Genomic DNA, 16,584 nt, shown 5'->3' with positions numbered 1-16,584 from the left:
CCGCCACTCCGCCACCGCCAAAGCCGGCGGTGCATTCGCGGGCGATCGATCCGGATGTCGTCGCGCCGCCGGAACTGCCCGCTGGGCAACTCGAGCGGGTCGAGCCGCGCGAGCCGCTGAGCAAGCTGGCGCTGGCCATGCCGCCCAAGCCGAAGATGCCCGATGACTGGAATGGCACGAAGCTGTTCCAGCCGGTCGCGACAGCCGCCGGGCTGATCGAGGCGAAAGGCTATTCGGTGGCGATCTCCGGCATCGATGTCGTCGGACAGGAAGAGACCTGCACCACCGACGGCAAGTCCTGGCCGTGCGGTATCCGTGCGCGCACGGCGTTCCGCGCCTTCCTGCGCGGCCGCGCCGTGGTCTGCACGGTGCCGCCCGAAGGCGGCCGCGACCGCATCTCGGCGGAATGCCGGATCGGCAAGCAGGACGTCGGCCAGTGGCTGGTCGACAATGGCTGGGCGCGTGCCGCCAAGGCCGGACCCTACGTCGAGGCCGGTGAAAAGGCGCAAAGCGCGAAGAAGGGCATTTTCGGATCGGCGCCGAACCTGGCCGGCATCGCAGCGGTGCCGCCCGCGCCAGCCCCGGCGCTTCAGGCGCCGGGTTCGATACTGGAAGAGGTCGACGGCGCCCTCAAGCCAACTGACCAGCCAGCGCCTGCTGAATGAGCGCGCGGGTCTCGGCGACGCCGTAGAGCGCGGCGAACGAGCCGAAGCGCGGGCCGCGTTCCTGGCCGATAAGAACCTGGTAGATCATCTGGAAGAAGGCGCCCGAAACGCCGGGACCACCCTCCGGGCTCTGCTTGGAGTGATCCTGGTAGCGCGCGATCTTGCGCGCCACGTTGAGCGAAGCGTTCTGGATCGCTTCGCCGCCGGCATCCGCCGGCAGCGCGCCAAGCGCCGCGTCGAGGGCTGCCAGCGCTTCGCGCTCGACCTCGTCGGCTGGGCGGAAGGTTTTGGTCGGCTTCACGAAATCGTCGAAATAGCGGATCGCGTGGCCGACCAGCTGGTCGAGCTCGGGATGCGTCTTTGGCGTCACGCCTTGCGTATGGCGCGAGATGAAACCCCATAGCACGTCCTTGTTCTGCGCATTGGAGGCGCTGACAAGGTTGAGCAGCAGCGAGAACGGCACCGGCATGTCGATGGCAGGCGGATTGCCGTCATGCATGTGCCAGACCGGGTTGCCCAGCCGCTCCTTCCAATCCTGCCTGGGGTAGGCGGCCAGGAAGGTGTAATACTCGTCCACCGCCCTCGGAATGACATCGAAATAGAGCTTCTTGGCCTGCCGCGGCCGCTGGTACATGTAGAGCCCGAGGCTCTCGGTCGGCGCGTAGGTCAGCCATTCGTCGATGGTCAGGCCATTGCCCTTCGACTTCGAGATCTTCTGGCCGTTTTCGTCGAGGAAGAGCTCGTAGACGAAATGCTCCGGTGCCCGCCCGCCCAGAATGTTGCAGATGCGGTCATAGACCACCGCGTTGGTCTGGTGATCCTTGCCGAACATCTCGAAATCGACGCCGAGCGCTGCCCAGCGCATGCCGAAATCCGGCTTCCACTGCAGCTTCACCCGGCCGCCGGTGATCGAAAGCGTGGTCTCGGTGCCTTCATCGTCGAAGGTGATGGTGCCGGCCTTGGCGTCGACATGCTTCATCGGCACGTAAAGCACACGGCCGCTCCTCGGCGAAATCGGCAGGAACGGGCTGTAGGTCGCCTGCCGCTCCGGCCCGAGCGTCGGCAGCATCACCGCCATGATCTTGTCGTAGCGCTCGGCAGCACGCAGCAGCATGGCGTCGAAACGACCTGACTTGTAGTACTGCGTCGCGCTGGCGAATTCGTAGTCGAAGCCGAACGTGTCGAGGAAACGGCAGAGCATCGCATTGTTGTGGTCGGCGAAGCTGGCATAGTCGCCGCCGAACGGATTGGGGACGGAAGACAGCGGCTTGTGCAGATGCGGCTCGAGTGCCGCGCGATCCGGCACGTTGTCGGGTATCTTGCGCATCCCGTCCATGTCGTCGGAGAAGCACAGCAGCTTGGTGGCGACCTTGTCCTGTGTCAGCACGCGGAACGCATGGCGCACCATCGAGGTGCGCGCCACCTCGCCGAACGTGCCGATATGCGGCAGGCCCGACGGGCCATAGCCGGTCTCGAACAGGATCGTTTCGGGAAAGTCGCTGCCTTTGTAGCGCTCGATGAGCTTTTTGGCTTCCTCGAACGGCCATGCCTTGCTCTCGGCCGCTGCCGCCAGCAGTTCGGGATTGAGATCGATTATGTTTGATCCCGCCATGATCCTGTTTTCCAAATTGCTCGCCGGTATGGTCGCAGTGTCGATTTTCAACCGGTCCTCTAGGCGCGCATGGCCGGAGCGTCAACGCGTAGCGCGCTTTTTCCTTGCGACCTTCGACCCCCGTTCCTACCTTCGAAACCCGTTCAAGGAGTAAAGAATGCCGTCGCCGACCCCGCATGAAGCCCTGATCTACCTGATGGTCATCACCTCGGCCTCCGACCGCGATATGACCGATGTCGAACTGGCCCGGATCGGCGACGTTGTCCGCTCATGGCCGGTGTTCGAGGATTTCAAGCAGGACCGCCTGGTTCCCGTCGCCCAGGCTTGCCAGAAGCTGCTGCATGAAAAGGATGGCCTCGAGGGTGTCCTGGCCCAAATTGCCGAAGCCCTGCCGGAGCGCCTGCGCGATACCGCCTATGCCGCCGCCTTCGAAGTGGCCGCCGTCGATCTGGAAATGCGCATGGAGGAAGTCCGGGTGCTGCAGTTGATCCGCCGCAAGCTCGATCTCGACACGCTGACCGTCGCCGCCATCGGCCGCGCGGCAAAGGCGCGGCTGCGCACCCTGACTTAGGGCTCATTTGATATTCAGCCGATGCCGGCCTGACCTGAATCTCAACAAACCCTGGGCCGTGATCGGGAATCAGAAAAAGCTGACCGGAAAGTAGCGCAGGTAGAATTCGGCGAAGGTGCCCTTCATCGAGATCTCCTGCAGCGCGTAATCGATCGCGGCGGCCAGCGCCGGATTGTCCGCCCTTGTGGCGATAGCCATGCCCGTGCCCAGATATTCGGGCGCCAGATAGGGACCGCCGGCAAAACGGCAGCACCCGGCCGCATCGGAGCCGCCCAGCCAGAATGCGAAACGCATGCCGTCACCGAAGGCGGCATCGATCTTGCCCGCCTTGAGGTCGCCGTAGAGGGCATCCGGTCCGTTGAAGGTGACGATTTGGGCCGTGTTGAAATAGTCGCGTAGCATGCGCTCATGCGCCGAGCCGGCGAGAACCCCGACGCGCTTGCTGCGCAGCTTGTCGAAAACCGGTTCGGCAATCGCCTTGTTCTTCCGCGTGATGAAGCGCGCCGGAAACTGCAGATAGGAGCGCGAGAAGGCGTAGGTCTGGCGCGATTGCGGCGTCGCGGCGATGCCGGCGATGATCGCTTCGCCTTCGCCTTTCTCGATCGCCCCTTCAAGTTCGCCCCAGGGCAATGCCTGGATCTGGCATTTGTCGGCAATGCCGAGTTCGGCGCAGATGGCGCGCGCCAGGTCGATGTGGAAACCGGACAGCTTTCCGGCGCCATCGAGGAAATTGAAGGGTGGAAAATCCGTGGTCGTCAGGAATCGCAGCCGTGGCAAGGCCGAGAGGTCGGGCTTCGGCAACCGTTCCTTGGCGTCCCACAACACTGGTACCTGGGGTTCGGCCGCGCGAGCCCCAGGAGCCAATGGCAGCGCGGCGATCAGCAGCGACGCCAGGATCAGGAACCTCCGATGGAACGCCACCATAGAACTCCGCCGCACTCGTCTTCGCACCGGTTCTGGTACGAAAATGGTACAGGCACAACGGTTTTTGATTTCAACGCGCCAATTTCAGGTTATGCTTTAGCACGTTTGCAAACAGCGGTGGCTGCTCTGGTTGGGGAATCAGGGCCGAGAACCACAACCGAGAATGTGCGTGTTGCAATCCGTGGTCGGTGGCTAAATGCAGACAACGCATGGACCATTGATCTCAATGCATGAGGCAACATGGGGTTAATGTTGCGATGGGCCAATTCGATCGCACGCTGGAATACATAGACCAACTGCAGCACGCCGGAACGGCGGCGGCGGTTTGCGAGAAACTGTTGGGCATAACGTCGGATTTCGGCCTGACCGCGCTGATGGCGGGAACCGTTCCGCAGCCAGCCACACCGACAGGGCAGCAAAAGGAGCATGTGCTGCTTTGCGACTGGCCTGTGGAATGGCTGGAGCGCTACGTGGCGCGCAACTATGTCGACCACGATCCGGTGGTCAGCCACATGAAGCAGCTGCAGGCGCCGTTCCAGTGGCGCGAAGCCGCCCAGGGCATCAGCTTCGACAAGAGCAGCGATGAGGTGATGGGCGATGCCGGCGCCTTCAAGCTGCGCGACGGGCTGGCCTTCCCGCTGATCACGCTCGATGGCCAGATCGTCATGGTGTCGCTGGGTGGCGAGGCCGTGCAGCTGTCGGCGGCCGAGTTCGGCCTTGTGTCGCTGGTCTCCACCTATGCCGTTGGCCGCGCCATGCAAATCCACACCATGGCGAGCAAGACCATCGACCACATCGAACTGACCCCGCGCGAGCGCGAATGCCTGCAATGGGCCGCCGTCGGCAAGTCGGAATGGGAGATTTCGCAAATCCTTGGCATCTCCGAACACACGTCGGAGAAACATCTTCTTAACGCCAAAAGCAAACTCGGTGCCGTCAACCGGGTCCAAGCCGTCGCCGAAGCGATAAGGCGCGGCTACATTAGTTAGGTCGGCCGTGCCGACCTAGAACTTCTTGCCTACGTGATCACGCAATTTTCTCGTCGAGGCACGGCCGTATCTTCCTCTTAAACCCAGGAGACGACGGCATGCTTTTTTGTCTTACAACTCAGGAATTGATGGAACGGCCCGACCTTTGGGAGGCCGTCCATCGTCTACGCTACCAGATATTTGTCGAGGAGATGGGGTGGGAGGACCTGCGGCGACCGGACGGATTCGAGGTCGACCAGTTCGACCATGACGAGGCTGTGCATCAGATCGTCATCAGGGGCAACGAAGTCGCGGGCTATCAACGGATGTTGCCGACCACGCGGCCTCATCTGCTGACGGAGGTCCTGGCTGACCTCTCCGAAGGAACGCCACCGTCAGGCCCCAACATCTGGGAATTGACCCGCTATGCCGTGGCGCCCGGCTTTCGCGATGGTCGTCGCGGCGTCTCGACCGTCGGAACCGAATTGATCGCCGGCTTCGTCGAATGGGGGCTGAAGCGCGGTGTCGACAAGGTGATCATCGAGTTCGAGCCGATGTGGGTGCTGCGCGCCTTGCAACTGCATTTCCTGGCGACGCCGTTGGGCTATCAGCGCACCTATGGCAATCAGCAGGTCGTGGCGACCCTGCTCTCCTTCAATGAGCACACGCTGGACGTTGTGCGTTCGCGCCGCAACCACCATGCTCCCGTCATGGCCCGGGGATATCCCGACATGTTCGGCCAAAGGAGGGCGTCATGAGGTTGGAGACCGCCATGAACCCGCACCCGCAACCGGAACTGCGCAACCACACGCTGATCGTCACCGTGTCGTCGACTGACGGCCGGCCTGTGCTCGACAGAAGGGCCTATGAAAGCCTTGCCAGGACGTTCCACGAAGCCGCCGACAATGACGAGGTCCGTGTCGTCGTGCTGCGTGGCCTGGCGGGCTGCTTCTGCCTCGGCGGCGACTTTTCCGAATTCCTCGACGCCACCAAGCATCAGAAGCTGATCGCCGCCGTCACCGACATGTTCCGCACGCTGGCGACGTTCCCCAAGCCCATCCTCGCTTGCGTCGACGGCGATGCCGTCGGTGTCGGCTGCACCATCCTGTTCCACTGCGACATGGTGATCGCCTCGAATGAAAGCACGTTCCGGGTGCCATTCGTCGATTTCGGCCTTGTGCCGGATGCGGCGACCAGCATCCTGGCGCCGCAGAAGCTCGGCTATGCCGGCGCCTTCCGCTTCTTCTGTCTCGGCGACACGCTGCACGCCGAGGACGCCAGGGCACTCGGCCTCGTCGCCGAGATCGTCCATGACGGCGCGGAGGAGGCGACACTCGGCCGCGCCAGGCAGCTCGCCAAGAAGCCGGTTGCCGCCCTGCTGCAGACCCGCGGCCTGCTCAAGGGCAACACTGGCGCGCTGTGCGACCGCATCGACCAGGAGATATCGCTGTTCCAGCAGGCGTTGCAGGACGACACCACGCTGCGGCGCCTGCAGCGGATCGCGCGGCTCGCGGCCTGAGCAACCGCCTCAAGAGCCACGCGCCGCGCTGCCCGGTGGCCGCGCGGCGCGAAGGCCTAGCCTTCCTTGCCGAGGAATGATGGCCCTTCGCCGATGATCTTCTTGTCTTCCTTGCCGAGGATATCGAGATCGCGCCCCTCATAGGGCAGCGACAACAGGATACGCCGCATCACCGCCACCCGCGCGCGGCGCTTGTCATTGGCCCGCACGATGATCCATGGCGCGAACGCCTTGTGGGTGCGCTCGAACATGCTGTCGCGCGCCTTGGTGTAATCATCCCATTTGGTGATGCCGGCGACGTCGATCGGCGAGAATTTCCAGCTCTTCAGCGGGCTGTAGCGGCGATCGTGAAAACGCTCGAGCTGCGTTTCCCGGCCGATGTTCAGCCAGAATTTGAAGAAGTGGATGTCGTCGTTGACGATCATCCGTTCGAAATGCGGCGTCTCGTCGAGAAATTTCTCATGCTGTTCGGGTGTGCAGAAGCCCATCACCGGCTCGACGCCGGCACGGTTGTACCAGGAGCGGTCGAAGGTGACGAATTCGCCCGACGTCGGGAAATGGTCGACATAACGCTGGTAGTACCATTGTCCAAGTTCTGTGGCGGTTGGCTTGGTCAGCGCCACGTTGCGCGCGGTGCGCGGATTGAGATACTGGCGCACCACGAAGATCGTGCCGCCCTTGCCGGCGGCGTCGCGGCCCTCGAACAGCGCCATCACCCGCTTGCCGGTCGCCTGCAGCCATGCCTGCGCCTTCACCAGCTCGATCTGCAATTTCTCGAGCGTCTCGCTATAGTCGTCGCTGTTCATCTTCTTGTCGTAGGGGTAGCCGCCCGCGGTCAGCTTGTTGTCCTCGACCCAGTCCGGGAGCTCGGGATTCTCGATGTCGAACTCCCGTTCCTTGCCGTCGATCCTGATCTTCAGCGGAGCTGACGTCGGCGTTGCGGGATTTTCCTTGTTTTTTTTCATCGAGACGAACCCTTCTAAGCTTGTGGACTCATGCTATTGGGAGCCTCCGGAGCGGTCCAGCGGAAGTTTCCGTCGCCGCACGATCGGTGGGACGGCATGGGACGCGGGCGCGCGAGCGAATGACTGACCTGGACGTGGAGCACAAAGGCATGGCGCAAGCCGCCGCCCGGCTGTGGAGCAGCCGCTGGCTGCTCGCGGCCGGTGTCGTCGCGGTTCTGAGCGCTTTTGCCTTTGCCAATATTTCCGCCTACGTGCTGGTGCCGGCGCTGCTCCTGTTGCTCGTCGCTGCGATGCTGCCGGCCGCGGGCCTGCGCCAGTCCGGCGAGAATGCCGCCGCGATCGAGGCGATCGGCCTGCAACGCCTGTCGGGCGAATATCTGGCGGCGGCCGTCGCCGACCCGCTGATCATTTTCGACCGCGCCGCCACCATCGTCCATGCCAACGCCGCCGCCTTTGCCGCTTTTGGCGGCATCGCACCGGGCCTGTCGCTGCCGCTGAAATTCCGGGCGCCGGAAATGCAGACGCTGCTCGACAGCGTGCTGTCGGGCACGATCGCCTCCGATGTGGTCGACTATACCGAAAAGCTGCCGGTCGAACGGGCCTACCGGGTGAGCGCGTCCTCGGTCGGGCACGGCACCGACCTCTATGTGCTGGTGTTCAAGGACCAGAGCGAGACGCGCAGGATCGACCGCATGCGCGCCGATTTCATCGCCAATGCCAGCCACGAATTGCGTACCCCGCTCGCCTCGATCGCCGGTTTCATCGAAACGTTGCGCGGACCGGCCCGCAACGATCCGGCGGCGCGCGACCAATTCCTGCAGATCATGCAGAACCAGACCGGCCGTATGGCGCGCCTGATCGATGACCTGCTGTCGCTGTCCCGGCTGGAGATGAAGCCCTATCTGAAGCCCGGAACCGAGGTCGACCTGCGCCAGACCGTCGACAGCGTCATCGATTCACTGGCCCCGCTTGCGCGCGAGAACGGCGTCGTCATCGAGCGTGATTTCGCCAAGGGACCTCTCGATGTGCCGGGCGATCGCGACGAGCTGTTCCAGGTTTTCGAGAACTTGCTGGAAAATGCCTGCAAATACGGCCAGTCCGGCGGCCGTGTCGTGGTGTCGATCGCGCCCGCCGATGACGGTTCCGAACCCGGCATCGACGTCACCATCCGGGATTTCGGTCCCGGCATTCCCGAGGAGCACATTCCGCGCATCACCGAGCGCTTCTATCGCATCGATGTCGAGACCAGCCGGACCCAGAAAGGCACCGGCCTTGGCCTGTCGATCGTCAAGCACATCCTGACGCGCCACAATGCCAGGCTGACGATCAAGTCCGAGGTCGGTAAGGGCGCCGCCTTCTCGGTTCATTTGCCGACGCACTGATAGTGCCCTAGTTTCCCCTGGAGGCGTTTCTTTTTTCTGTCATCCGGCTAGCGTATCAGCGGGGATTCGAGGAAACGACTCAAGAACCGGTGGGAAGGCATTTCATCCATGCAGTCCGTGCACATCATGAGCGCCTTTGACGAGGAGCTGAAATATCTGTCGAAGCGCATCGCGTCGATGGGCGGCCATGCCGAGCGCATGGTCGAACAGGCGGTCGCCGCTCTCGTCAACGCCGATCCGGGGCTGGCCCAGAAGGTCATTAACGACGATGCGGTGCTGGACGAGGGGCAGCGCGAGATCGACGACAAGGCGATCATCATCATCGCCAAGCGCCAGCCGATGGCGACGGACCTGCGCGAGATTGTCGGCGCCATCCGCATTTCGGCCGACCTCGAACGGGTCGGCGACCTCGGCAAGAACGTCGCCAAGCGGGTGGTCGCCGTCACCGACGGCCGCCAGCCGAGCAGCCTGTTTCGCGGCCTGGAGGCCCTGGCCAATCTGGCGCTGACCCAGCTCAAGGAAGTTCTGGATGTCTATGCATCGCGCTCGGTCGACAAGATCGGCTTCGTGCGCGACCGTGACGACCAGATCGATGCCATGTACACGTCGCTGTTTCGCGAATTGCTGACCTACATGATGGAAGATCCGCGCAACATCACGCCCTGCACGCATCTTCTGTTCTGCGCCAAGAACATCGAGCGCATCGGCGATCATGCCACCAACATCGCCGAGACCATCTATTACATCGTCACCGGCGACCAGATGCCCGCCGAGCGGCCGAAAGGCGACAAGACGGACAAGATCAGCCTTTCGGCGCCGCTTCCGGCGAAATGAACGTTCATCCTCTCGAACGCCAGATCATATTGCGCTAAACTATCCCGGCGTTGAGCTTCTCAGGTCTTGAGAAGGGGCCTGCTTTCAGGAGGCTGCGATGGAATATGTCCGAGAGTTCAAGCCCGCGACGCCGACATCAGGCATCATCGCCTCCAGTGTCTACACGGCCGGGCGGCGTATTGCCGACATTCCGATCGAGGAAGCCGGCGAATGGGCCAAGAAATCGGGACATGTCGTCTGGATCGGGCTGCTCGAACCGGATCGTGAGCTTCTGTTGCGCGTCCAGGCGCAGTTCCAGCTGCATGAGCTGGCGATCGAGGATGCCGAGCATCCGCACCAGCGGCCCAAGATCGAGCAGTATGGCGATGCGCTGTTCATCGTCGCCCGCACCGCGCAATTGATCGAAGGACGGGTGACTTTCGGCGAGACGCATCTGTTCGTCGGCTCGGGCTACATCGTCAGCGTCAGGCACGGCCCATCGACTTCCTACGCCGCCGTGCGGCAGCACTGGGAAAGTTGCCCGCATTCGCTGGCCAAGGGCGAGGATTTCGTCCTCTATGCCATTCTCGATTTCATCGTCGACAACTACATGCCGGTGCTCGAGCAGATCGAGGACGAGGTCGAGATGATCGAGGACCGGGTGCTTTTGAAGCCGATGACCGGCCCCGATATCGAGCGGCTCTACATGCTGCGCCGCGATCTGCTGCGCCTGCGCAATGCGGCGCTCCCGCTGGTGGAGGTCTGCCGCCGGTTGACCAGCGCGGACCTGCCGCAGATCCATTCAGCCATGCACCCGCTGTTTCGCGACGTGACGGATCACATCCGCACCGTCCAGGAAAAAATCGACAGCCTGCGCGAGGTGCTGGCCTTTGCCTTCGAGGCGAGCCTGCTGGTCGGTCAGAGCCAGGAAACGGCGATTTCCAAGAAACTCGCCTCATGGGCGGCCATACTGGCGGTGCCGACGGCGTTCGCCGGCATCTACGGCATGAACTTCACCGACATGCCGGAACTGAAGATGGAGTATGGCTACCCCATCGTGCTGGCCACCATCTCGACGATCTGCGCGCTTCTCTACTGGCGGTTTCGCAAGAATGGGTGGCTATGAAGACCGACAAAAGGCAAGAAGCGGTTCAGGGCATACTGCCCCAATGCCCATTTCCTACCTATCGGTTCCGCCGCCGCTCCGCAGCTGGCTGGAACGCCACGCGGGCGTGGTATTTGCAATAAGGCCCGGTTTCGGCGGCCTCGTTGCCGCAGAAGTTGAAGTCCTCCGACAACGGATCACCGTTCGGCCATTTGCAGGTGCGCTCGGTCAACTCGACGAGCTGCAGATGCCGTGAGATCGGTACAACGACATTCTCGACTGGGCGGATATAGTGCCGCGCCACCGGCTCGGTGTCGAATTGCGTCTGAAGGGCGGTCGCGCCGATCGATGTCGTGACGTGGCGAGCCGTGCTCGCGGCGCGCGCCACCGATTTTTGCACGCTCGAGCCTTGTGTCGTCTTCTTCTGCCGTGCCGGCGTCGCCGTTGCGCGGCCGCGGCCCGACAGCTTCAGACGGTGCACCTTACCGATGACGGCATTTCGGCTCACCCCTCCAAGCTGGGCGGCGATCTGGCTTGCGCTCAGACCCTCCGACCACAATTTTCTGAGAAGTTCGACCCGCTCGTCAGTCCAGTTCATGAGACCGCGCTCCTGCTAAGCGTGCGGCAATCAGAATCCTTTCCCGACCCAGCACCACTGCTGGGGCAGACACCACATATATCTGGTGATTAGGTCCGCCGCACGAAATCTAGTTATTTCTCGACTACAATTACCTTATGCGCTGACTCGGTGACAAGAGTCCCAAGTGCAACACGAATCGGTTTTTTCGGTTTTCCCCAACTTGCCCGGTCGCTTATCAGCCGGCGTCCCGTCGGGGGGCTTGCCGCGTGCCACTACGCGACGTTTTCGTTGACTTCATGGCCGAAAAACACGATAAGCCGCACAAGGCCGCCGCTTTGGCGGCTTTTTTGATTTTCCGGTACCGGAGACGCATATAATGAGCGGTTCGGCGCTTTACGAGACCTTTGCTCGCGCTCCCCTGGCTTTCGACCACGGGGAAGGCACTTGGCTGGTTACCGACAAGGGCGAGCGATATCTCGATTTCGCCGGCGGCATCGCGGTCAATTCGCTCGGCCATGGCCATCCACATCTGGTCGCCGCGCTGACCGAGCAGGCGGCAAAGCTGTGGCACGTCTCCAATCTCTACGAGATTCCCGGGCAGAGCCGGCTTGGCGAGCGTCTGGCTGATGCCACATTCGCCGACAAGGTGTTCTTCACCAATTCGGGCGCCGAGGCGCTGGAATGTGCGATCAAGACGGCGCGGCGCTACCATTTCGTCAAGGGGCATCCCGAGCGCTTCCGCGTCATCACCTTCGAAGGCGCCTTCCATGGCCGCACGCTGGCGACGATCGCGGCCGGCGGCCAGTACAAATACCTTGAAGGCTTCGGCCCCAAGGTCGAAGGCTTCGATCAGGTCGGCTTCGACGACATCGATGCCGCCGAGAAGGCGATCACGCCGGAAACCGCCGCGATCCTGATCGAACCGGTGCAAGGCGAGGGCGGCATCCGCCCGGTCCCGACGCAATCCCTGAAGCGACTGCGGCAGCTTTGCGACCAGCACGGCCTGTTGTTGATCTATGACGAGGTCCAGTGCGGCATCGGGCGCACCGGAAAGCTGTTCGCGCATGAATGGTCAGGTGTCGCGCCCGACATCATGGCGATCGCCAAAGGCATTGGCGGCGGCTTTCCGATGGGCGCTTGCCTCGCAACCGACGAAGCAGCCGTCGGCATGACGGCTGGCGTGCACGGCACCACATTCGGCGGCAATCCGCTGGCCATGGCGGTCGGCAACGCCGTGCTCGACGTGGTGCTGGAAGAGGGCTTCCTCGAAGACGTCCAGCGCAAGGCATTGCTGATGAAGCAGGGCCTGGCGGCGATCGCCGACGAGTTTCCCGATGTCATCGAAGACATCCGGGGCACCGGCCTCATGCTTGGCCTCAAATGCGCCATGCCCAACACCAAGGTGAACATGGCGCTGCGCGACCAGCATTTGCTGGCGGTTCCGGCCGGCGACAATGTCATTCGCCTGCTGCCGCCGCTCACCGTCACCGACGCCGAGATCCACGAAGCGCTCAACCGCATCCGTGCCGGTGCCAAAGGCCTGGCGGATGCCATCGCCGTGGCCGCCGCGAAGTAGTTCCGGAAAATTGCCGATGTCAGTTCGCCATTTCACCGATCTTTCCACCGTTTCCGAGAGCGACCTGCGCATCATGCTGGATGACGCGGTGGTGCGAAAGGCGCGCCTCAAGGCCGGCGAGCGGACCCGACCCCTCGAAGGCAAGGTGCTGGCGATGATCTTCGACAAGCCGTCGACGCGCACGCGCGTCTCCTTCGATGTCGGCATGCGCCAACTCGGCGGCGAGACCATCATGCTGACCGGCACCGAAATGCAGCTCGGCCGCTCCGAAACCATCGCCGACACCGCCAAGGTTCTGTCGCGCTATGTCGATGCGATCATGATCCGCACCACTTCGCATAACCGATTGCTTGAGCTGACCGAGAATGCCACGGTTCCGGTGATCAACGGGCTGACGGACGACACCCATCCCTGCCAGCTGATGGCCGACATCATGACTTTCGAGGAGCATCGGGGTCCGGTGGCCGGCAAGACCATCGCCTGGACCGGCGATGGCAACAATGTGCTGCATTCGCTGCTCGAGGCCTCGGCGCGGTTCCGCTTCAACCTCAACGTCGCCGTGCCCGAAGGCAGCGAGCCGGCGCAGAAGCATATCGACTGGTCCAAGGCGCACGGCGGCAAGCTGCATTTCACCCGTTCGCCCGAGGAAGCCGTCGACCAGGCCGACTGCGTCGTCACCGATTGCTGGGTTTCGATGGGGCAGGAGCATCGCGCGCGCGGCCACAACGTCTTCTCGCCCTACCAGGTCAATGCCAAGCTCATGACGCATGCCAAGCCGGATGCGCTGTTCATGCACTGCCTGCCTGCGCATCGCGGCGAGGAAGTGACCGACGAGGTCATCGATGGACCCAATTCGGTGGTCTTCGACGAGGCCGAGAACCGGCTCCACGCCCAGAAGGCGGTGCTTGCGTGGTGTCTTGGGGCTTGAAGTGGCTTGGGGTCTGAAAGGTCCGGAGGCTTGATTTGCATGGGCGCGATGCCTATCTGCGCCGCATCACGCAAATCAAGCGCGTTTGGACGCATGCACCCAAGGGGGCGGCATGGCCGCGCCCTGGAGCTTTGTCATGTTGGAAACGCATCAAGTGACTGAACATCACCCCAAACTCGGCGAGTTCGGCTATGCCGGTGACGATCATGTCGTGCCGTTCGAGGTCGGCCCGCTCGATGTGCGCGGCCGTACCGTGCAGCTCGGGCCGATGCTCGACGCCATTCTCGGCCGCCACGATTATCCCGAGCCGGTCGCCCGCCTGCTGGCGGAAGCCTGTGTGCTGACGGTGCTGCTCGGCACCTCGCTTAAATTCGAGGGCAAGTTCATCCTGCAGACCCGCACCGATGGGCCGGTCGACATGCTGGTAGCGGATTTCACCACGCCGTCGGCACTGCGCGCCTATGCGCGCTTCGATGCCGACAGGCTCGAGGCGCTGGTCGCGGCGGGCGAAACATCCCAGCAGACGCTGCTTGGCGGCGGTGTGCTGGCGCTGACCATCGACCAGGGCGCCCATACGCAACGCTATCAGGGCATTGTCCAGCTAGATGGCGAAACCCTCGAAGACGCGGCGCGCACCTATTTCCGCCAGTCGGAGCAGATTCCGACGGATATCAGACTTTCGGTAGCCAAGCTTTTGACGCCCGGCGTCGGCGGCGCGCGCGAACAATGGCGCGCCGGCGGTATCCTGGCGCAGTTCCTGCCGCAGGCGCCCGAGCGCATGCGCGTTCCGGACCTGCCCGGCGGCGATGGCGATCCGCGCGAGGAGATCCATGATCCCACCGACAATTCCTGGCAGGAATTGCTGGCGCTGATCGGCACCATCGAGCCGACCGAGCTGATCGATCCGACCATCGGTGCCGAACGGCTACTCTATCGCCTGTTCCACGAGCATGGCGTGCGCGTCTTCGGCGGCGTTCCCGTCGCCGACCAGTGCTCATGCTCGCGCGACAAGATCCGCGGCATCCTGGAGGGCTTCTCCGCGCAGGAGATCAAGGACAGCACCGAGGATGGCGGCATCCACGTCGCCTGCGAATTCTGCTCGACACAGTACGATTTCGATCCAGCGGAATTTGCCGCGCAGTAAAGCCAGTCCTTCTCCTCGTGAAACGGGGAGAAGGAGGCTAATTCACCGTACGCCTGGTCCCCGGCAGATCCAGCGAAAATGCCGGGATGGCGATGTCGAAGGTCTCGCCGCGCTTGTTGCGCATCGTGTAGTGCCCGACCATGATGCCTGATGGCGTAGTGAGCGGGCAGCCGGACGTGTATTGATAGCTGTCGCCGGGATTGAGTTCGGGCTGGTCGCCGACGACGCCCGGGCCGCGCACTTCCTCGACCCGGCCGGCACCGTCGGTGATGTGCCAATAACGCGACAGAAGCTGCACGAATTCGTCCGACTGGTTGTCGATCGTTATCTGATAGCCCCAGACATAGCGGTTCTCGGAAGGATCCGAGCGGTCCTCGAGATAGAACGGCTTGACCTGCACTTCGATGTTGCGCGTGACGGCGCGGTACATAAGCGGCTCCAAAAACAATCCGATACCTTTCGGCGCCCCGGCGGGCAGGTCAACGTGCGCGTCTTGTCGCGCTTCGTTTCGAAACGCAGGTGCCGGCAAAGAATGTCATTTAAGTGACACATGACAATGGTGGTGTGCACGAACCGAGCGACTCGGCGCTCTGTCGAACTGTTGGAAAACGGCCAAGATGCGGGCCGTCGCTTCTGGAGTGACCAGATCTCGATGGAACTCACTCTCATAGCCGCCTCGCTTTCGACTGCTCTTATCCTTTCAAACACCGCCAGTATCCTGCTCGCCGCCTCCCAGCTGAGACGGCGCACCACGATCGCGCCGCCGGTCGGCAAATCGCCGCCGGTATCGATTGTAATACCCTCGCGCGGCGTCGAGCCGTTCACGCAGGAGACGCTGGAGCGCGCCTTCTCTCTCGACTGGCCGCGCTACGAGCTGATCTTCTGCGTCGCCCATGGCGACGACCCGGTGGTTGGGTTGATCCGCGACGCCGTTGGTCGCTTTCCAAAAGTGCCGGCCCGGCTGTTGATCGGTGACGACCGCGTCAGCGCCAATCCCAAGCTCAACAATTGCGTCAAGGGCTGGGAAGCCGCGCGGCACGATTGGGTCGTCCTGGCCGACTCCAACGTGCTGATGCCGAAAGACTACGTCCAGCACCTGATGGCGGCATGGCGGCCGGAGACCGGCCTTGTCTGCTCGACACCGATCGGTTCGCGGCCGGACGGCTTCTGGGCAGAGGTTGAATGCGCCTTCCTCAACACGCTGCAGGCGCGCTGGCAGTATGCAGCCGAGGCGCTCGGCCTTGGCTTTGCCCAGGGCAAGAGCATGTTGTGGAACAAGCCGATGCTGGATGCCAATGGCGGCATCCGCGCGCTGGCGGCCGAAATCGCCGAGGACGCCGCCGCCACCAAGCTGGTCAATGGGCTTGGCCTGCGCGTCAATCTCGTCGCGGCACCCTTCGAGCAGCCGCTTGGCCGACGCACGCTTGGCACGATCTGGTCGCGCCAGACTCGCTGGGCGCGCCTGCGCCGCGTTACCTTCCCGCGGTTCTTCGCGCCTGAAACCCTGACTGGCGCGGTGGTGCCGCTGGCGCTTGCGCTGGTTGCGGCTGCGAGCGCCGGCTTCAGCCTGCCGCTGACGGCCATCGCCGTGCTGGCGGCCTTCTATCTTCCTGAATGCGCCCTGGCCCGGTCCAAGGGCTGGCACACGTCGCCGCGCACGGTCGCGGCGATGATTGCGCGGGACCTGATGCTTCCAATCATGTGGGCGCGCGGCTGGCTCGGCGGCGCCGTCGACTGGCGCGGCAATGCGATGATCATCGACAGCAAGGCCGCCGAATTGGAAGAGGCGTCGTCGCGCGCCTGATCGCGGCGCGGACGATCTACCTCGACGA

17 protein-coding genes are annotated in these 16,584 nt (G+C 63.1%); 12 read left to right on the top strand and 5 right to left on the bottom strand.

From position 1 onward, the window contains the following. Positions 1-665 (top strand): thermonuclease family protein (locus C1D09_RS20210; protein WP_143975972.1); only part of this gene is annotated, 665 nt, incomplete at its 5' end. Here C1D09_RS20210 and C1D09_RS20205 read toward each other — a convergent pair. Further along, the gene (locus C1D09_RS20205; protein ID WP_143975971.1) at positions 631-2,277 is read right to left on the bottom strand and encodes a lysine--tRNA ligase; all 1,647 of its coding nucleotides are present in this window, start codon (positions 2,275-2,277) and stop codon (positions 631-633) included. The two genes, C1D09_RS20210 and C1D09_RS20205, sit on opposite strands and share 35 nt — an antisense overlap. 157 nt (positions 2,278-2,434) lie before the next feature. On the opposite strand from C1D09_RS20205, the gene C1D09_RS20200 reads away from it, so the two are divergent. Beyond that, positions 2,435-2,848: a tellurite resistance TerB family protein gene (locus C1D09_RS20200; RefSeq protein ID WP_038644445.1), complete on the top strand. Its 414-nt coding sequence runs from the start codon at positions 2,435-2,437 to the stop codon at positions 2,846-2,848. Between the two features lie 69 nt (positions 2,849-2,917). On the opposite strand, the gene C1D09_RS20195 is transcribed toward C1D09_RS20200, so the two are convergent. Beyond that, positions 2,918-3,772 (bottom strand): ABC transporter substrate-binding protein, encoded by an 855-nt coding sequence (locus C1D09_RS20195; RefSeq protein ID WP_143975970.1) that lies wholly within the window; start codon positions 3,770-3,772, stop codon positions 2,918-2,920. A 257-nt stretch (positions 3,773-4,029) separates the two neighbouring features. Between C1D09_RS20195 and C1D09_RS20190 the strand changes: the two genes are divergently transcribed. From C1D09_RS20190 to C1D09_RS20180, 3 genes are all read left to right on the top strand, one after another. Beyond that, positions 4,030-4,761, top strand: coding sequence for a helix-turn-helix transcriptional regulator (locus tag C1D09_RS20190; RefSeq protein ID WP_143975969.1), 732 nt, complete (start codon positions 4,030-4,032; stop codon positions 4,759-4,761). Between the two features lie 98 nt (positions 4,762-4,859). Continuing rightward, positions 4,860-5,498, top strand: coding sequence for an acyl-homoserine-lactone synthase (locus C1D09_RS20185; RefSeq protein WP_143975968.1), 639 nt, complete (start codon positions 4,860-4,862; stop codon positions 5,496-5,498). Further along, positions 5,495-6,259: an enoyl-CoA hydratase-related protein gene (locus C1D09_RS20180; protein WP_246135815.1), complete on the top strand. Its 765-nt coding sequence runs from the start codon at positions 5,495-5,497 to the stop codon at positions 6,257-6,259. The genes C1D09_RS20185 and C1D09_RS20180 overlap by 4 nt, the downstream gene beginning before the upstream one ends. A 56-nt stretch (positions 6,260-6,315) precedes the next feature. Here the strand turns inward: C1D09_RS20180 and ppk2 are convergent, their stop codons facing one another. Continuing rightward, positions 6,316-7,224: a polyphosphate kinase 2 gene (gene ppk2, locus C1D09_RS20175; protein WP_143975967.1), complete on the bottom strand. Its 909-nt coding sequence runs from the start codon at positions 7,222-7,224 to the stop codon at positions 6,316-6,318. A gap of 119 nt (positions 7,225-7,343) precedes the next feature. Between ppk2 and C1D09_RS20170 the strand changes: the two genes are divergently transcribed. From C1D09_RS20170 to C1D09_RS20160, 3 genes are all read left to right on the top strand, one after another. After that, a complete protein-coding gene (locus tag C1D09_RS20170) occupies positions 7,344-8,606 on the top strand; it encodes an ATP-binding protein (RefSeq protein ID WP_143975966.1) in 1,263 nt (420 codons plus the stop codon). A gap of 108 nt (positions 8,607-8,714) precedes the next feature. Continuing rightward, positions 8,715-9,440: a phosphate signaling complex protein PhoU gene (gene phoU / locus C1D09_RS20165; protein ID WP_143975965.1), complete on the top strand. Its 726-nt coding sequence runs from the start codon at positions 8,715-8,717 to the stop codon at positions 9,438-9,440. A 97-nt stretch (positions 9,441-9,537) separates the two neighbouring features. After that, complete coding sequence (locus tag C1D09_RS20160; protein WP_143975964.1) at positions 9,538-10,545, top strand: magnesium and cobalt transport protein CorA; 1,008 nt, start codon at positions 9,538-9,540, stop codon at positions 10,543-10,545. 58 nt (positions 10,546-10,603) lie between these two features. Here the strand turns inward: C1D09_RS20160 and C1D09_RS20155 are convergent, their stop codons facing one another. Next, on the bottom strand, positions 10,604-11,122 hold the full coding sequence (locus C1D09_RS20155) for a GcrA family cell cycle regulator (protein WP_143975963.1): 519 nt from the start codon (positions 11,120-11,122) through the stop codon (positions 10,604-10,606). Positions 11,123-11,480: 358 nt separating this feature from the next. Between C1D09_RS20155 and C1D09_RS20150 the strand changes: the two genes are divergently transcribed. From C1D09_RS20150 to C1D09_RS20140, 3 genes are all read left to right on the top strand, one after another. Beyond that, on the top strand, positions 11,481-12,680 hold the full coding sequence (locus C1D09_RS20150; RefSeq protein WP_143975962.1) for an aspartate aminotransferase family protein: 1,200 nt from the start codon (positions 11,481-11,483) through the stop codon (positions 12,678-12,680). A 16-nt stretch (positions 12,681-12,696) separates the two neighbouring features. Beyond that, entirely contained in the window at positions 12,697-13,608 is a 912-nt protein-coding gene (gene argF, locus C1D09_RS20145) for an ornithine carbamoyltransferase (RefSeq protein ID WP_143975961.1), read from the top strand. 112 nt (positions 13,609-13,720) lie between these two features. Next, the gene (locus C1D09_RS20140) at positions 13,721-14,752 is read left to right on the top strand and encodes an Hsp33 family molecular chaperone (RefSeq protein ID WP_143975960.1); all 1,032 of its coding nucleotides are present in this window, start codon (positions 13,721-13,723) and stop codon (positions 14,750-14,752) included. A gap of 37 nt (positions 14,753-14,789) precedes the next feature. On the opposite strand, the gene apaG is transcribed toward C1D09_RS20140, so the two are convergent. Next, entirely contained in the window at positions 14,790-15,182 is a 393-nt protein-coding gene (apaG, locus tag C1D09_RS20135) for a Co2+/Mg2+ efflux protein ApaG (RefSeq protein WP_143975959.1), read from the bottom strand. 222 nt (positions 15,183-15,404) lie between these two features. On the opposite strand from apaG, the gene C1D09_RS20130 reads away from it, so the two are divergent. Then, a complete protein-coding gene (locus C1D09_RS20130) occupies positions 15,405-16,556 on the top strand; it encodes a ceramide glucosyltransferase (RefSeq protein WP_143975958.1) in 1,152 nt (383 codons plus the stop codon). Positions 16,557-16,584 lie beyond the last annotated feature (28 nt).

This window comes from Mesorhizobium intechi (genome assembly GCF_002879535.1).
GTDB classification, from domain to species: Bacteria; Pseudomonadota; Alphaproteobacteria; order Rhizobiales; family Rhizobiaceae; genus Mesorhizobium; species Mesorhizobium intechi.
Note: the sequence above shows the minus strand (reverse complement) of the source record. Positions and strands in the feature narration are given on the sequence as shown.

Excerpts from the sequence above, each read along its gene's own strand:
- C1D09_RS20205 (WP_143975971.1), bottom strand. The coding sequence starts at position 2,277 with ATGGCGGGATCAAACATAATCGATCTCAATCCCGAACTGCTGGCGGCA.
- C1D09_RS20200 (WP_038644445.1), top strand. The coding sequence starts at position 2,435 with ATGCCGTCGCCGACCCCGCATGAAGCCCTGATCTACCTGATGGTCATC.
- C1D09_RS20195 (WP_143975970.1), bottom strand. The coding sequence starts at position 3,772 with ATGGTGGCGTTCCATCGGAGGTTCCTGATCCTGGCGTCGCTGCTGATC.
- C1D09_RS20190 (WP_143975969.1), top strand. The coding sequence starts at position 4,030 with ATGGGCCAATTCGATCGCACGCTGGAATACATAGACCAACTGCAGCAC.
- C1D09_RS20185 (WP_143975968.1), top strand. The coding sequence starts at position 4,860 with ATGCTTTTTTGTCTTACAACTCAGGAATTGATGGAACGGCCCGACCTT.
- C1D09_RS20180 (WP_246135815.1), top strand. The coding sequence starts at position 5,495 with ATGAGGTTGGAGACCGCCATGAACCCGCACCCGCAACCGGAACTGCGC.
- ppk2 (WP_143975967.1), bottom strand. The coding sequence starts at position 7,224 with ATGAAAAAAAACAAGGAAAATCCCGCAACGCCGACGTCAGCTCCGCTG.
- C1D09_RS20170 (WP_143975966.1), top strand. The coding sequence starts at position 7,344 with ATGACTGACCTGGACGTGGAGCACAAAGGCATGGCGCAAGCCGCCGCC.
- phoU (WP_143975965.1), top strand. The coding sequence starts at position 8,715 with ATGCAGTCCGTGCACATCATGAGCGCCTTTGACGAGGAGCTGAAATAT.
- C1D09_RS20160 (WP_143975964.1), top strand. The coding sequence starts at position 9,538 with ATGGAATATGTCCGAGAGTTCAAGCCCGCGACGCCGACATCAGGCATC.
- C1D09_RS20155 (WP_143975963.1), bottom strand. The coding sequence starts at position 11,122 with ATGAACTGGACTGACGAGCGGGTCGAACTTCTCAGAAAATTGTGGTCG.
- C1D09_RS20150 (WP_143975962.1), top strand. The coding sequence starts at position 11,481 with ATGAGCGGTTCGGCGCTTTACGAGACCTTTGCTCGCGCTCCCCTGGCT.
- argF (WP_143975961.1), top strand. The coding sequence starts at position 12,697 with ATGTCAGTTCGCCATTTCACCGATCTTTCCACCGTTTCCGAGAGCGAC.
- C1D09_RS20140 (WP_143975960.1), top strand. The coding sequence starts at position 13,721 with ATGGCCGCGCCCTGGAGCTTTGTCATGTTGGAAACGCATCAAGTGACT.
- apaG (WP_143975959.1), bottom strand. The coding sequence starts at position 15,182 with ATGTACCGCGCCGTCACGCGCAACATCGAAGTGCAGGTCAAGCCGTTC.
- C1D09_RS20130 (WP_143975958.1), top strand. The coding sequence starts at position 15,405 with ATGGAACTCACTCTCATAGCCGCCTCGCTTTCGACTGCTCTTATCCTT.